The sequence below is a fragment of the Flavobacterium panacagri genome, assembly GCF_030378165.1.
In the GTDB taxonomy this organism is placed as follows: Bacteria; Bacteroidota; Bacteroidia; order Flavobacteriales; family Flavobacteriaceae; genus Flavobacterium; species Flavobacterium panacagri.
Window position 1 is genome coordinate 1,358,589 of sequence record NZ_CP119766.1, and the last position, 16,361, is coordinate 1,374,949.

Below are 16,361 nucleotides of genomic sequence, written 5' to 3' on the forward strand. Positions count from 1 at the left end.
CCTTGCGTAAACCTTAGCGCTCTTTGCGGTTAAATCATCTACAAATCAAATCCTAAATTCACGCCCAATTTCATGGCAATGATTTTAGTAATTCTTTGTTTTAATTCTGGTATTTTGATGCTTTCGATAACGGCATTTGAGAATGCGTACATCAATAAAGCTTTAGCTTCTTTTTGAGGAATACCACGAGATTGCATGTAGAACATTGCTGTTTCATCCAATTGTCCAACTGTACAACCGTGAGAACATTTTACATCATCAGCAAAAATCTCTAATTGCGGTTTTGCGTTGATCGTTGCTTTGTCGCTCAATAAAATATTATTGCTTTTTTGGAAAGCATTTGTTTTTTGAGCTTCTTTTTCTACCAAAACTTTTCCATTGAAAACTCCTGTCGAACGATCAGAAAAAATTCCTTTGTAATCTTGGAAACTTTCACAGTTTGGCTGCGCGTGGTTTACCAAAGTATAATGGTCAACGTGTTGTTTGTCGTTTAAGATCGAAATTCCGTTTAATGTACTTGTCAATCTTTCTCCGAAATGGTAAAAGTTTAAGTTGTTACGAGTTAAATTTCCTCCAAATGAGAAAGTATGAACTGAAGCATGGCTTTCTTGTTGTTGAGAAACATAAGTATTATCAACTAAGTTTGCTTCGCTGTTGTCGTTTTGAATTTTGTAATAATCAACAATCGCGCGTTTTTGAGCAAAAATTTCTGTAACCGAATTGGTTAAAACCGGATTTTCGTTCAAACTTTGGTGACGTTCAATAATTTGAACATGTGAATTTTCACCTACAATAACCAAATTTCTTGGCTGCACCATTAAAGCTGCTTCATTTCCAGTTGAGAAATACATGATCTCAATTGGTTTGTCCGCTACTTTTTTCTTTGGAATATTTATAAAAGCACCTTCCATAGCAAAAGCAGTATTCAATGAAGTTAAACTATCATCTTTACTCGCAATTTGATTAAAGTACGTATCAATAACCATTTTATATTTTGGTTTGGTCAATGCCGATGACATCAAGCAAACATCGATTCCATCATGCGTTGTAGAAGACAAATGCGAACTGAAAACCCCATCGATAAATACTAATTTGTAAGTATCAATTTCGTGTAAAAAGTATTTTTTTACCTGATTAAATTCGATTGCATTTTCCTGCTTTGGAAAAACCGTAAAGTCATTTTTTAAGATGGCATTTAGCGATGTATATTTCCAAGCTTCTTCTTTTTTGGTTGGGAAACCTTTATTTTCGAAGTTTTTTAAAGCATTTGTGCGTATGTCATGTAAATCTGAATGTACATCGACACGCTCTTCAAAAGCCATAAAAGACGATACTAATTTTTCTTTTAAATCCATTGTTCTTTTGTTTCCTTCGGTGTTTCAGGTTTCAAGTTTCATGTTGCCTATTGAAACTTATTCCCCTTGAACTCTTTTTTATTTAGGTAAGTGATAAAGTTTTTTATTTTACCACTTAAATTTTCATAATCTTTTTTTAAAGCTTCGAATTTTTCTTCTGAAATATATTCAAAATCAAAAACACGATATAATTGAGATCTTGTTTCTCCGGCTGAACCTTTGGCAATTGATAAAAATTGTCGAAACTCTAAATTTCCATCTCTTTCAAAACCTTCTGCAATGTTGTCCATTACAGAACCCGAAGAATCTTTTATTTGATTTTTAAATCTGAGATCTGATTTTAACTCTGTCTGAACTGCAATAAGATGAATTTCTTTTGCTAATCGTCGAGCTTCTTTCCAAATTTCTAAATCCTCAAATCGAGTTATTGTCGCCATAATTTCTATTTTAATTATTTTAAGTTTAAACTTACAAAATGTAGTTTAACTTGAAACTAAAAAAACATGAAACCTGAAACAAATTTTAATTTTCTGCTTTGATCCAGTCGTATCCTTTTTCTTCTAATTCGTAAGCCAATTCTTTTCCGCCAGATTTTACGATTCTTCCGTTGTAAAGAACGTGAACGAAATCAGGAACGATATAATCTAACAAACGTTGGTAGTGTGTGATCACGATGATAGCGTTTTTGTCGCTTTTTAATTTGTTTACACCATTTGCCACAATTCTTAAAGCGTCAATATCAAGACCAGAATCGGTTTCGTCAAGGATGGCTAATTTTGGCTCTAACATTGCCATTTGGAAAATTTCGTTTCTTTTTTTCTCTCCTCCAGAAAAACCTTCATTTAAAGAACGAGATAAAAATTTACGGTCAATTTCTAATAATTCCGATTTCTCACGAATTACTTTCAACATTTCGTTTGCCGGCATTTCTTCCTGACCGTTTGCTTTACGAGTTTCGTTGATGGCAGTTTTCATAAAGTTAGTAACACTAACTCCAGGAATTTCTACCGGATATTGAAAAGAAAGGAAAACTCCTTTGTGTGCTCTTTCTTCAGGAGCTAAATCAGCAAGATCTTCTCCGTCAAGAATTACTTCTCCATCTGTAACTTCATAGTTTTCATTTCCTGCAATAACAGCAGAAAGTGTACTTTTTCCAGAACCGTTTGGCCCCATTATCGCGTGAACTTCTCCAGCTTTAACTTCTATATTAATTCCCTTAAGGATTTCTTTATCACCAATCGCGGCGTGAAGGTTTTTTATTGATAACATTGTTTTTTATTTTATATAAATGTCAATTCTATTTTTGTTGTTTGGTTTAGGGTGTTGGCATTAAAATGCGAATGTCCTAAATATTCCATGCCTAAATAATCAGCAGTTTTTTGAAACGGAATATAGAAGCTATCTTCGATTTGATTATCGTGCGAATTTGTAATCACTCCGATTTCCTTTCCTCTTAGTTTTCTTCCGGTTTCTTTTTCAATTCGGATTAAATCTGAAATCCTGTCAAAAAAGACCTTCATAATTCCGCTCATATTATACCAATAAATGGGCGTTGCAAAAATTAAAGTGTCGTACTTTTCGATAATTCCTCTTATTAAAGGCAAAAAATCATCGTCTATATTTTTGCTTTCGTAATCATAATAGGAAATACTATAATCACTTAAATTTACTACATCAATATGGTATTCTTTCGCAATTTCGTCTACAATTCTTGTTGTATTTCCGTTTTTTCTGGAAGAACCTAAAATGATGACTTTTTTATTTTCCATCTTCAAATTATCCTACAGAACCTTCTAAAGAAATCTCTAATAATTTTTGCGCTTCAACAGCAAATTCCATTGGAAGTTTATTCAATACATCTTTACTGAAACCGTTTACAATTAAGGCAATCGCTTTTTCAGTTGGGATACCTCTTTGGTTGCAATAAAAAACCTGGTCTTCTCCAATTTTACTTGTCGTTGCTTCGTGCTCTATTTTTGCAGATGGATTTTTACTTTCGATATAAGGGAAAGTATGCGCTCCACAATTGTTACCCATTAACAATGAATCACATTGTGAAAAGTTTCTTGCGTTCTCCGCTCTTGGCGAAATCTGCACTAAACCACGATAACTGTTTTGTGATTTTCCAGCCGAAATACCTTTAGAAATAATAGTCGATTTAGTATTTTTTCCTAAGTGGATCATTTTAGTTCCAGTATCCGCTTGTTGGAAATTATTGGTAACAGCAATTGAATAAAATTCGCCTACTGAATTGTCTCCTTTTAATACGCAAGAAGGATATTTCCAAGTTACAGCAGAGCCAGTTTCAACCTGTGTCCATGAAATTTTAGCGTTTGTTTCGCATAAACCTCTTTTGGTTACGAAGTTATAAACTCCACCTTTTCCTTCTTTGTTTCCTGGGAACCAGTTTTGAACGGTAGAATATTTAATTTCGGCATCATCCAAAGCAATTAATTCAACCACAGCAGCGTGTAATTGATTTTCATCACGGCTTGGAGCTGTACATCCTTCAAGATAAGAAACGTAGCTTCCTTCATCAGCAATAACCAAAGTTCTTTCGAATTGTCCAGTTCCTGCCTGATTGATTCTAAAGTAAGTTGAAAGTTCCATTGGGCAACGAACGCCTTTTGGAATATAACAGAAACTTCCATCAGAGAAAACCGCTGAGTTTAATGCTGCATAGAAGTTGTCTTTTTGAGGTACAACAGTTCCTAAATATTTTTTTACTAATTCAGGATGTTCTTTGATAGCTTCAGAAATTGGACAGAAAATAATTCCTTTTTCGGCCAAAGTTTTCTTGAAAGTTGTGGCTACAGAAACAGAATCGACAACAATATCCATTGCGACATTGTTCATCATTTTTTGCTCATCAACAGAAATCCCTAATTTTTTGTACATCTCTAAAAGTTCTGGATCAACATCGTCCAAAGTTTTATTAGGATCTACTTGTTTTGGAGCTGAATAATAAGAAATGGCTTGAAAATCAGGTTTTTCGTAATGTACGTTTGCCCATTCTGGTTCAATCATTTCTTTCCAGGCACGGAAAGCCTCGATGCGCCATTCGGTCATCCATTCAGGTTCTTCTTTTTTAAGAGAAATAGCTCTTACAATCTCTTCGTTTAAGCCAATAGGGAAAGTTTCAGATTCTATATTGGTATAAAATCCGTACTCATATTCTTTAGTTTCCAGTTCGATTTTTAAATCGTCTTCGGTGTATTTGCTCATTATTTTTTTGTTGTCTAAAGTTTTGAAGTCTAAAATTCTGAAAGTTATAGGGCAGTCCTAAAACTTTACCACTTTCAGCTTTTGACTAAAGAGAGAATGATTCTCCACATCCGCAAGTTCTGCTTGCATTTGGATTATTGAAAACAAATCCTTTTCCGTTTAATCCGCCAGAAAATTCTAAGATTGTTCCAGCTAAATAAAGGAATGATTTTTTTTCAACAGCTATTTGTATATCGTTATCTACGAATATTTTATCGTCTTCTCCTTTGGTTTTGTCAAATTTTAAATCGTAAGACAAACCAGAGCATCCACCGCTTTTTACGCCTACTCTTACGTAGTCGCTTGCGGCGTCAAAACCATCATCGGTCATCAAGTCGATGATTTTCTTTTTGGCAGTATCAGAAACTTTTATCATTGTTCTTCGATGTTTAATTTTTAATAAGCATTTTTACGCTGTAATGAATTTAGTACAGATTTAAAACGCTAATTTTCAATGTTAAATAGAAATTGTCTGCAAAGATACGACTTAAAAACCTTTTTCCATAACGGTTCACATTATTATAACAAATGTTAAAATAGATATTACTTATTTTGATAAAATAGGTTCCTAAAATTGCTTCTAAAATTAGAATTAAGCATTTTTTTTCTTTTAAGCTGCAAATATCGTTTGTAAATGTTAAAAAACAAGTATTTCTACTCATTACATCCAGTTTTTATTCAATACTTTTGCAGGAAATTGTGAAGTAATTATGAAAAAGCAAAATGAAATTAAGTGGTTTAAACCCTTGTTTACTATGATTTTGGTTTTAGGAGTAGGTGCTGCAGTGCTGGTTTTTAGCAATGAGTCTTCTTATGAAAATGAAATTGACCTTAAAACGGAAAAAGTTTCTGGTATTTCAGGCATTAATAAAGAGTATAATGAACAGAAAAATATTTTAGATTCATTAATTACACTAAAAGCAGCTTATGATATTGCTATTCAAGAAAAAACAGCTTTATCTGAACAATTAGAACTGGAGCGAAAAAATGTAGAGAATTTAATGGAGATTATTAAAGCTTCGGAAAACCCTTCATCAGCACAGCTTAAAATATTTAGGTCACAATTGTCAGATTCAAAAGCTGCATTGGAAAATAAAATTTTGGAGATTAAAAAATTGAAATCTCAAAATAAAAATTTGTTGACAGAAATTGAAAGCCAAAATGTTGTGATGTACAAGCAAAAGGCTGAAAATGATACTTTGATTTTAAAACAAAAGAAACTGGAGTCCACGCTAAAAGATGCTTCAAAACTCTCGCTAAGCAGCTTCAAGGTCATTGCACTTCGTGAAAAAAGCTCTGGAGTAGAATTAGAAACGACAAAAGCAAAAAATACTAAAAAGCTAAAAGCCAGCTTTATCGTAAACGGAAATGCAGTTGCCAAAACTGGGAAAAAAGTTTTTTATATTCAGGTCTTAGATCAAAAAAATACAGTTTTAGGAGATAATAAACTGATCGAATTTGGAAACGATAAAGCCTTGGTTTACAGTTTTATTGTTAGTACAGATTTTCAGGGCAAATCGGCTAATGTGTATGGAGTTCTAAATGCAAACGAAAATCCGTTTAAAAAAGGTACTTATTTTGTCAATTTCTTCGACAAACAGGAAATTATGGGAAGTGCTTCTATTACATTAGAATAATAGTTTTAATAGTAATTTTTAGCAAAAGGAGTTAGTATTTCCTAGCTTTGTTCTTTTAGAAAATCTTACTCATGAAACTTTACCCAATCGAATCTGGAAATTTTAAATTAGATGGAGGTGCTATGTTTGGTGTTGTTCCTAAAACAATTTGGAACAAAACAAATCCTGCCGATGCTAATAATTTAATTGATATTGCCGCACGCTGTTTATTAATTGAAGATGGAAATCGTCTAATTTTAATTGATACCGGAATGGGCGATAAACAATCTGAAAAATTCTTTGGATATTACTCGCTTTGGGGATCACATTCCTTAGATAAATCGTTGGCAAAATATGGTTTTCATCGCGACGATATTACAGATGTTTTTATGACACATCTTCATTTTGATCATTGTGGTGGCAGTGTGCAATGGAATTCAGATAAAACGGGTTATGAACCTGCTTTTAAAAATGCAAAATTCTGGACAAACGAAAACCATTGGGAATGGGCAACAAAACCTAATGCCCGTGAAAAAGCTTCTTTTTTATCCGAAAATATGCTGCCAATGCAGGAAAGCGGACAGCTAAATTTTGTTGCAAGACCAGAATCTGATTTTGGTTTTTCGGCAGCATTGGGTTTTGATATTTATTATGTTGACGGCCACACCGAAAAACAAATGATCCCTTATATAAAATACCAAGATAAAACCATTGTTTTTTGTGCCGATTTATTAGCTACAGCAGGACATATTCCACTTCCGTATGTTATGGGCTATGATACCAGACCACTTTTGACAATGCCAGAAAAATCAAAATTCTTGAATTTAGCTGCAGATCAAAATCATTATCTGTTTTTGGAACATGATGCACACAATCAAATCATAACAGTTGAACATACAGAGAAAGGAGTTCGGTTAAAAGAGGTCTTTAGCTGCGGAGAAATTCTTTAGAAAAGTATTATAAAAACATAAAAAAATCCCGTTTTCAACATTCTGAAAACGGGATTTTTAATCAAACTAAATTCTAAACTATTCTAAAATTATTTTTTTGGCAGAAGCGGCGTCTCCATTAATTAAATATATGTAGTAAACTCCTTTTGACAAACCAGATAAATTGATTGTATTATCTGTATTTGAAGTGTTCAAATTAAATGATTTTACTAATTGACCTAATGAATTGTAAACGTTCGCTTTTTCAGCCGAAATGTTACTAATATTTATTTCTCCTTTTGTTGGATTTGGATACATTATTCCTTTAGTTGAAATCAAATCTTCAGTGCCTAGTGATTTACAGCTTTCCGAATATGTTGTTGTACTTTCTTTAATTTTAGACCAATTAATATTGGAATAATTTGCGTCGTCAACAGTAATACAACTCAAAGATGTAAGCCCTAAAAAGCTTGTAGTTAAGGCATAAGCTGTGTTTTTACCAGTCTCAGACGGAAGTACGAAATTCTTATTATTTCCATTTTTTACATTTAGAGAGATCAATGGATTATTTGCAACATATATTATTTTAAGATTTGTATTTTTCGAAACATCCAAAGAAGTTAGCTGATTGTTACTTGCGTCTAAAGTTGTTAGTGAAGTAAAGTATTCAATTCCAGACAAGTCTTTAATGTTACTGTTAGAAACGTCTAAAGTAGTAATTGCAGTAATGTTTGCAATAGTGATTTTGCCGTTTAAACCATCTGTGTCAAGTCCTAAGTTGATTAGTTTTTGTTCGAAATTAGTATCAGGAATCAATGCTAACATAGGGCAATTTGTATTGAAACTTGCTGTCGCATCTTTTTTGTCAGACCAATTTGTATTAGAATAATTAACGTTATCGACTTGAATACATGTTAAATTTGGATTGCCTTTTAATGTAAAAAATTGGGGATTTATAATTGAGTTTTTCCCATTCTTTAAATTAAGTTGTGCCAAATTACAGTTTTCTAAGAAGATCTCAACTAAGCTTGTATGTTTTGATAAATCTAAACTGCTTAATTGATTATTAGAAATATTTAATGCAATTAATTTGGTGTTTTTTGAAAAATCTAAATTCGTAAAAGTATTTTTTTCTGCAAACAAACTTAGTAATAACGGATTGCTAGATAAGTCTATATTTGATATTTGATTCTCAGAAAAATCAAGATCATCAAGAAGAATGTTTTTTGTTACATCTAATGATGTCAAAAGATTTTTGCGACAGTAAATATAAGTTAGCTCTGGATTATTAGAAAGATCTAAATTGGTTATTTGGTTATCGCCACAATTAAAAATTACAAGCTTAGTATTATTTGAGATATCTAAAGACGTAAGCTTATTTCGCTGACATTGAAGAGATGTTAGAGAAATATTTCTTGAAAGATCAAGACTGCTAATATTATTATTAGGAATGTCTAATTCTACCAAACCTTTAAAATCCTCAATACCTGTCAAATCAGATAATGAACTAGAGTGAATTTGTAATTTTTGAACGCTAGAAATATTTGATGTAAGTACCTTTCCGTCAGGAGTGCCAGAATCAATTTTAAGTCTTATAAGTTCGTTTTCAAAATTAACATCAGGAATTGCTGTGTATTGATCGCAAAATGTGCTATTAAAAATAGCAGATGCATCTTTTAGGTTTGACCAATTTGTATTAGAATACGTGACATTATCAACAAGAATACAACTTAAATTTGGATTTTGTTTAAAATCAGATGTTGAATAGAAAAGGGTGTTTTTTCCATTTTTTAAATTCAATGAAATCAGTTTGTTTTTGCTGCAATCCAAATAATAAATAGCAGGATTGGCATGAATACTTAGTTTTGAAATTTTATTATTTGAAACTGCTAAAACGGTAAGAGCAGGGTTTTGGAAAACATCTATCGCAGTTAAAAAATTATCTCTTACAGCCAAAATACTAAGTGCTGAATTTTTAGAAACATTAACTTCTGTTAGATTGTTGTTATCTAAAACAAGTTCTTTTAAAACACTTTGTTTAGTGACATCAAGTTGTGTTAATTTATTCTGCGTACAATTTATTCTCGTTAAAGCTAAATTTTGAACAAGTGATAATGAAGTTAGTTGATTATAACTACAATCAAGATCAGTTAAATTAGCAAAGCTTTCAATTCCGGTCAAATTAGAAATGTTGCTAGATGATACGTTTAGAGTAGTTAAATTAAAAATGTTAGCTGTTAAAACCTTACCATCAGCAACACCAGAATCTAGACCCAAAGCAATCAATTTGTTTTCAAAATTAACATCGGGAATTGCTGTGTATTGATTACAAAATGCGCTATTATAAGTAGCTGTCGCTGCTTTTAAGTTTGACCAATTTGTATTAGCATAAGTAACATCATCAACAAGAATACAAGTTAAATCTGGGTTATTGTTGAAGTTTGTATACTTACGTTCGATAATAGTATTATTTCCATTTTTTAGATTCAATGAAGTTAATTTATTTAGATCGACCTGTAAACGAGTTATTTTTGTGTTTTTAGAAATATCAACGTTTGTTAACAAATTAGAATAACAATAAAAAACACTCAATTCACTGTTTTTAGAAACATCAATGCTTGTTAAAGAATTATCAGCAACACTTAAGTAAGCAAGTTGTGTATTTTTTGATACATCTAATGCTGTCAATTTATTTGTATCAGCATAAAAGACATACAAGTTTGTGTTTTTAGTTATATCAATAGCAGTGATTTTATTAAAAGAACAATCTAGGGTGCCTAATTTAACATTCTTTGTAACATCAAGAGCTGTTAGATTGTTAGTAAAACAATAAAGGTCTACTAAATTAATATTGTTTGAAATATCTAATGAAGTCAATAAGTTATCCTGACAACTTAAAATAGTTATACTTGGGGAGTTTTTTATGTCTAAACTCGTTAATTTATTAGAACCACATTGAAGTGAAGCAAGTGCAGTGTGTTTAGATAAATCTAAGGAAGTTAACTGATTATTGTAAACCGCTAAATTAATTAGCTTGGTATTTTTAGCTATATCTAATGAAGTTAGTTGATTATAATCAACATATAGATCAGTTAAATTAATATTTTGACTGACATCTAAGGTAGTTAATTCGTTTTTACCTACGTTTACACCAGTTAATAAAACGTTTGACTGAATGTTTAGATTTTGCAGTTTGTTTTCGCGTACATTTATCGAAGTCAGTTTTTTATTTGAAGAAAGATTCAATGTTGTTAATTGATTCCTACTTGCGTTCAGTACTATTAATTCTTTAAATCCTTCAATTCCAGTTAAGTCCTGGATAGAAGAATTTGTAAGACTTAAAGAAGTTAAAGAAGCAATTTTTGTGGTTAAAACCTTTCCGTCCGGAGTTCCTGAATCGATTCCTGCACTTATTAATTTATTTTCAAAATTAATATCAGGAATTAATGTGACGGCATTACAATCGGTAGTAAGACTTGCTGTGTTATCTTTTGTAATGCTCCAGTTTTTAGACGCATAGTCTACATCGGTAACCAAAATGCATGTCAGTTTATTGTAAACACAGTTTAAACTAGTTAATGAATTGTTGTTTCTAAGATCTAAACTAGTTATCTCATTGCGATCACAAGCTAGTGAAGTTAAATTTACGTTTGCGGATGTATCTATATTTGTAAATTTATTGGAAGAAATCCATAATGAATTTAATGCTGTATTTTTAGATACATCAATTGTTGTTATTTGATTTCCATTTAAATACAAGTTTTTTAATGCTAAATTGCTTGATACATTTAAGTTCGTCAATTTATTGTTGTAAAGCCATAAAGTAGTTAGTGCTGTATTTTTAGAGATATCAAAAGTCGTCAATTCATTGTATGAAAAATACAAATCTGTTAAATCTAAATTATTGGATAGATCCAGAGCAGTTATTTTATTCTGGCCAGCTCTTAAATTAGTTAATTTTGTATTCTTAGAAACATCTAAGGTAGTAAGTTGGTTATCAGAACAATCTAAACTCTTCAAAGAAATAAAATCCTGAATTCCAGTCAAATCAGAAATTGAACTTGCATAGATACTTAAGGAAGTTAATGAGGAAATATTGGAGGTCAGAACTTTTCCATTAATACCATCTCTGTCAATTCCAAGTGCATATAGTTTTTTCTCAAAATTTACATCCGGAATTAAGGTATATGCATTACAGTCTGTGCTAAAACTCGCATCCGGATCTTTTACCTGAGACCACATTCTATTGGCATCTTCTACATTATCTACCAGAATGCATTCCATATAGTTGCCATAAAAGGTTGCATAGGAAGCATTCGGATTAAATAAATAGTTTGCCCCGTTTTTTATATTCAGATAGGTTAACAAATTTGTGTTCGCAGTCATCACACTAAGTTTATTGTTTTTACTTAGATCCAAACTTTTTATCAAATTATTACTAGCCCATAAACGATCTAGCTTTACATTGGAGGATACATCTAGGCTATTAAGACTATTATAGGAACAATTCAGGCTTTCCAGCATTAATTGTTTAGAAACATCTATACCTGTAAGCTGATTGTGGTTGCAATCAATAGACTTAAGTGCAGTATTGTTAGCGAAATCAAGTGTTAATAATTTATTATTTTGACATTGAAGAATAATTAACAATGGATTTTTAGACAGATTCAATGTTGTTAACAGATTATTGCTGCAAGATAAAGTAGTTAGTTTAGTGTTTTTAGATACATTCAATTGAGTCAAACGATTGTTAGAACAATACAAATAATCTAAAGCAATAAAATCTTCAATCCCAGTAAGATCAGTAATCGAACTGTTTCCGACATTCAGGGAAGTCAAAGAAGCCACTTTGGAAGTCAAAACCTGACCATCTGGAGCACCCGAATCAATGCCAAGACTGATCAGTTTGTTTTCAAAATTCACATCCGGAATGGCTGTGTATTGTTGTGCGTAAATAGTAAAATTTGCCAGAATCAGCAACAAGAGTAATTTTGTTTTCATAGAATAAATTTTGAATTAGGCTACGCAATCTTAAACTATTTAATCGAAAATTCCTTACGGGATTACGTAAAGTCTCTACAAAACATTGTTTTTCTTACAATTAAAAAAGAGAAATTCTTTTTAGGAAATTTACTTTGTTAATTGTTCTGGGTTCAATTATTTGATAGTAAGTGATTTATGTTTGATTTTAAGTCGCTTAATTTTCATCTAAATTTCATAACACATTGTTAATGGTTAGCATTTTGTAACAAAAAAGCATAATTTAGACCCATCTTTTAACTTTACAATTATTTATAGATAGATGAATCATATAAAACCTATTAAATTATCTGCTTTTGCATTACTTGTATTAGCAGGCTGCAGTGCAAGTTTGCAAGCACAAAAATCAGCGCCAAAACAACCAATTGTTGCTCCTTTGGCAGTAGTTAAAAAAGCACCAGTTAGTGAAAATGAATTAAAAAGATGGAGTCATTTAGATTTAGTAAAAGATTCTATTCCGGGAATGAGTGTAGACAGAGCTTGGGCTGAATTGCTTCAAGGTAAAAAAGGACAAAAAGTCATTGTAGGTATTGTAGATTCTGGAGTAGATATCGAACACGAGGACCTTCAAGGAATGATCTGGACTAATACTAAAGAAATTCCAGGAAACGGAATCGATGATGATAAAAATGGTTTTATCGATGATATTCACGGATGGAACTTTCTTGGAAACGCGGTTAACGAAAATCTAGAATTGACTCGTATCGTTAAAAAAGGAGACGATGGTTCTGCTCAGTATAAAGCAGCTTTAGCACAATATAATGAAAAATACGAAGAGGCGCTGAAGGATAAAGAACAAGTAGATTTTTTACTTGATGTTCATAATACAATCAAAAAAGAACTGAATAAAGCAGACTATAAATCAGAAGATTTAAGTAAAATTACTTCAGCAGATCCAAAAGTTTTAGAATGTAAAAGAATCATGACTCAGATTTTCACAAATGCTGGGCCAACTTTTAATCCAGAAGCTGATTTTGGAGAATATAAAGAGCAAGTTTACGATCAATTAAACTATAACTTAAACAAAGAGTTTGATGGAAGAAAAATCGTAGGCGATAATCCAGATGATATCAAAGACAATCATTACGGAAACAATGTAGTTTTTGGCCCAGACAAAGAAAAAGCACTTCACGGAACTCACGTTGCTGGAATTATTGCGCAAATCCGCGGGAATAATTTAGGTGGAGACGGAGTGGCTTCACCAAATGTTGAAATCTTAACTGTGAGAGCAGTGCCAGACGGAGATGAGTACGATAAAGATATTGCTTTAGCAATTCGTTATGCAGTAGATAATGGAGCAAAAGTAATTAACGGAAGTTTTGGAAAAAGTTTTTCTCCTAACAAACAATGGGTTTACGACGCTATTAAATATGCTGCTAAAAAAGACGTTTTAATTGTTCATGCTGCAGGAAACGATGGTTATAATATTGATGAAACAAAAAACATCAATTATCCAAATGACTCTGAAGACAACGTAAAAGAATTTGCAGATAATGTAATTACAATTGGTGCAATCAACAAAGAATACGGTGAAAATGTAGTTGCAGGATTTTCAAACTTCGGAAAAATCAATGTAGACGTTTTTGCTCCTGGGGAAGAAATTTACGCAACAGTTCCAAACAACAAATACAAATATTTACAAGGAACTTCAATGGCATCTCCAAACGCGGCAGGTGTAGCGGCATTGATTCGTTCATACTATCCAAAATTAAAAGCTTCTCAAGTTAAAAAGATTTTAATGGATTCTGGAGTGGCACTTCCTGCAAAAGTTGTTTTAGGAAAAAGTGAAAATCCAGGCGAAAAACCAGCAGCTGTTTCTTCTGTAGAATCATCAAAAACAGCAAAGATGGTAAACGCTTACAATGCTTTATTAATGGCAGAAAAAATGTCTAAAAAGTAAACATAAATACACTATTAATCTAATGGAAGAGTTCGCGCTCTTCCATTTTCTATACATATCAATATGCGAAAAATTATTTTACTTTCTTTTCTAAGCTTTGGTTTAAACGCAGCTTTTGCTCAAAGCACTTCCTATTGGCAGCAACATGCCGATTATAAAATGGAGGTTTCCATGGATGTAAAAAATTATCAGTACAAAGGGAAACAAGAATTGGTTTACACTAACAATTCTCCTGATACATTGAAAAAAGTATTCTATCATTTATATCCAAATGCTTTTCAGCCAGGAAGCGAAATGGATGCACGTCTTCATTTCATTAAAGATCCAGACGGAAGAATGGTCAATAAAACCAAAGACGCGAATGGAAAAGATGTAAAACAAAGCAGAATAGAGACTTTAAAGCCAAATGAAATTGGTTTTTTAAAGATTGCAAATTTCAAACAAGATGGTGCTGTTGCTCAAACAAGAGTTTCTGGAACTATTTTAGAAGTTACTTTGGCTAAACCAATTCTGCCTAATTCTAAAACTACATTTACATTAGATTTTGATGGACAAGTACCAGTTCAGGTTCGTCGTTCAGGAAGAAATAATTCGGAAGGAATTGAACTTTCAATGTCACAATGGTATCCAAAATTAGCCGAATTTGATTTCGAAGGATGGCACGCAGATCCCTATATCGCAAGAGAATTTCATGGTGTTTGGGGGAATTTTGACGTAAAAATTACAATCGACAAAGAATACACAATTGGAGGTTCAGGATATTTACAAGATAAAAATTCAATCGGACATGGTTATGAAGATGCTGGTGTAACGGTGGTTTATCCTAAAAAAGCAAAAACATTAACATGGCATTTTATTGCGCCAAATGTTCACGATTTTACTTGGGCGGCCGACAAAGATTATGCACATGATATTGTAAAAGGACCAAACGATGTCGATTTACATTTCTTCTACAAAAACACACCAAAAGTGGCAGAAAACTGGAAACAATTGGAGCCTTTAATGGTAAAAGTTATGGATTATTACAACAACAGAGTAGGGCAATATCCATATAAACAATACTCCTTTATTCAAGGTGGAGATGGTGGAATGGAGTATGCAATGTGTACTTTAATGTTAGGAAACGGAACGCTGGAAGGAATTCTTGGAACAGCAACTCACGAATTAGGACATTCTTGGTTCCAGCATATTTTGGCTTCAAACGAATCAAAACACCCTTGGATGGACGAAGGTTTTACCACTTACATCGAAGACAGTGCTTTGAATGAATTAAAAGGAGATAAAAAAGAAGTAAATCCGTTTAAAGGAAATTACAATGCTTATTACAATTTAGTAAATTCTGGTAAAGAACAGCCTCAAACAACGCACGGAGATCGTTATGACGAAAACCGTCCATACAGTATTTCATCTTATATTAAAGGAAGTATTTTCCTTTCACAGCTAGAATATGTTATTGGAAAAGAGAATGTTGACGCGACTTTGAAAAGATATTTTAACGATTTCAAATTCAAACATCCAACGCCAAACGATATCAAAAGAACAGCTGAAAGAGTTTCTGGAGCTGAGTTAGATTGGTATTTAACAGACTGGGCACAGACAACCAATACAATTGATTATGGTATTAAAGACGTTGCTGACAACGCAGGAAAAACAACCATTTCTTTAGAAAGAATTGGAAGAATGCCAATGCCAATCGACCTAAAAGTAGATTACACTGACGGAACTTCTGAAACATTCTACATTCCTTTAAGAATGATGAATTTCATTAAACCAAATCCGAACCCAAATCAAAAAAGAACGGTTTTAGAAGACTGGCCTTGGGCACAGCAAAACTATAGTTTTACGATTGACAAAAACAAAACAGCAATCAAAAAAATCACTATTGATCCAAGCGGATTAATGGCTGATGTAAAACAAGCAAATAATGTTTTTGAAGTGAAGTAATCTTCAAACAAGAATAAAAAAAGTCCCGTTTATTAATTAAACGGGATTTTTTAGTTTCAGGAGCATCACAAAAGGCATTTTAATTTACATGGTTCCCGCTCTCGGCTATATCTCGCTGTTGCCCGACGTCGGGCCAGCAAGGATACCGCCTCCATCGGGGCTAGATACAAACAATTCGCTTTTTTTAAAGATTTATTATAAAAACGTTTACTTTTTTAGTAGAAGATTAATTGCCTCCAGCTTTAGCTGGAGGAAGAAGATTTGAAAGGCAATGGGCTTTAGCCAAACCACGACAGTTTTGGCTAAAGCCCTT

At 32.4% G+C, this 16,361-nt stretch carries 11 protein-coding genes; 4 read left to right on the forward strand and 7 right to left on the reverse strand.

The annotated features are described in order from the left end of the window. Window positions 1-38 precede the first annotated feature (38 nt). The 6 genes from sufD to P2W65_RS06250 form a co-directional block, all read right to left on the reverse strand. Window positions 39-1,355, reverse strand: a complete 1,317-nt coding sequence (gene sufD, locus P2W65_RS06225) for a Fe-S cluster assembly protein SufD (RefSeq protein ID WP_289664296.1) — start codon at window positions 1,353-1,355, stop codon at window positions 39-41. A gap of 47 nt (window positions 1,356-1,402) precedes the next feature. Further along, on the reverse strand, window positions 1,403-1,792 hold the full coding sequence (locus P2W65_RS06230) for a four helix bundle protein (protein WP_289664298.1): 390 nt from the start codon (window positions 1,790-1,792) through the stop codon (window positions 1,403-1,405). An 85-nt stretch (window positions 1,793-1,877) separates the two neighbouring features. Then, window positions 1,878-2,624: a Fe-S cluster assembly ATPase SufC gene (sufC, locus tag P2W65_RS06235; protein WP_008466070.1), complete on the reverse strand. Its 747-nt coding sequence runs from the start codon at window positions 2,622-2,624 to the stop codon at window positions 1,878-1,880. A gap of 11 nt (window positions 2,625-2,635) precedes the next feature. Continuing rightward, a complete protein-coding gene (locus P2W65_RS06240; protein WP_289664301.1) occupies window positions 2,636-3,124 on the reverse strand; it encodes a flavodoxin family protein in 489 nt (162 codons plus the stop codon). Between the two features lie 7 nt (window positions 3,125-3,131). Further along, the gene (sufB, locus tag P2W65_RS06245; protein WP_289664302.1) at window positions 3,132-4,580 is read right to left on the reverse strand and encodes a Fe-S cluster assembly protein SufB; all 1,449 of its coding nucleotides are present in this window, start codon (window positions 4,578-4,580) and stop codon (window positions 3,132-3,134) included. Window positions 4,581-4,665: 85 nt separating this feature from the next. Beyond that, window positions 4,666-4,995 carry a HesB/IscA family protein gene (locus P2W65_RS06250; RefSeq protein WP_012023267.1) on the reverse strand — a complete coding sequence of 110 codons (330 nt, stop codon included), beginning with the start codon at window positions 4,993-4,995 and terminating at the stop codon, window positions 4,666-4,668. Window positions 4,996-5,329: 334 nt separating this feature from the next. Here P2W65_RS06250 and P2W65_RS06255 point away from each other — a divergent pair, with 334 nt between their 5' ends. After that, window positions 5,330-6,256 (forward strand): DUF8428 domain-containing protein, encoded by a 927-nt coding sequence (locus P2W65_RS06255; protein WP_289664305.1) that lies wholly within the window; start codon window positions 5,330-5,332, stop codon window positions 6,254-6,256. Between the two features lie 71 nt (window positions 6,257-6,327). After that, a complete protein-coding gene (locus P2W65_RS06260) occupies window positions 6,328-7,185 on the forward strand; it encodes an MBL fold metallo-hydrolase (protein ID WP_289664307.1) in 858 nt (285 codons plus the stop codon). Between the two features lie 78 nt (window positions 7,186-7,263). Here P2W65_RS06260 and P2W65_RS06265 read toward each other — a convergent pair whose 3' ends face one another. Further along, window positions 7,264-12,165: a T9SS type A sorting domain-containing protein gene (locus P2W65_RS06265; RefSeq protein ID WP_289664308.1), complete on the reverse strand. Its 4,902-nt coding sequence runs from the start codon at window positions 12,163-12,165 to the stop codon at window positions 7,264-7,266. A gap of 301 nt (window positions 12,166-12,466) precedes the next feature. On the opposite strand from P2W65_RS06265, the gene P2W65_RS06270 reads away from it, so the two are divergent. Beyond that, the gene (locus P2W65_RS06270; protein WP_289664309.1) at window positions 12,467-14,104 is read left to right on the forward strand and encodes a S8 family peptidase; all 1,638 of its coding nucleotides are present in this window, start codon (window positions 12,467-12,469) and stop codon (window positions 14,102-14,104) included. 63 nt (window positions 14,105-14,167) lie between these two features. Further along, window positions 14,168-16,048, forward strand: a complete 1,881-nt coding sequence (locus P2W65_RS06275) for a M1 family metallopeptidase (RefSeq protein WP_289664311.1) — start codon at window positions 14,168-14,170, stop codon at window positions 16,046-16,048. The last annotated feature ends 313 nt before the right edge of the window (window positions 16,049-16,361 follow it).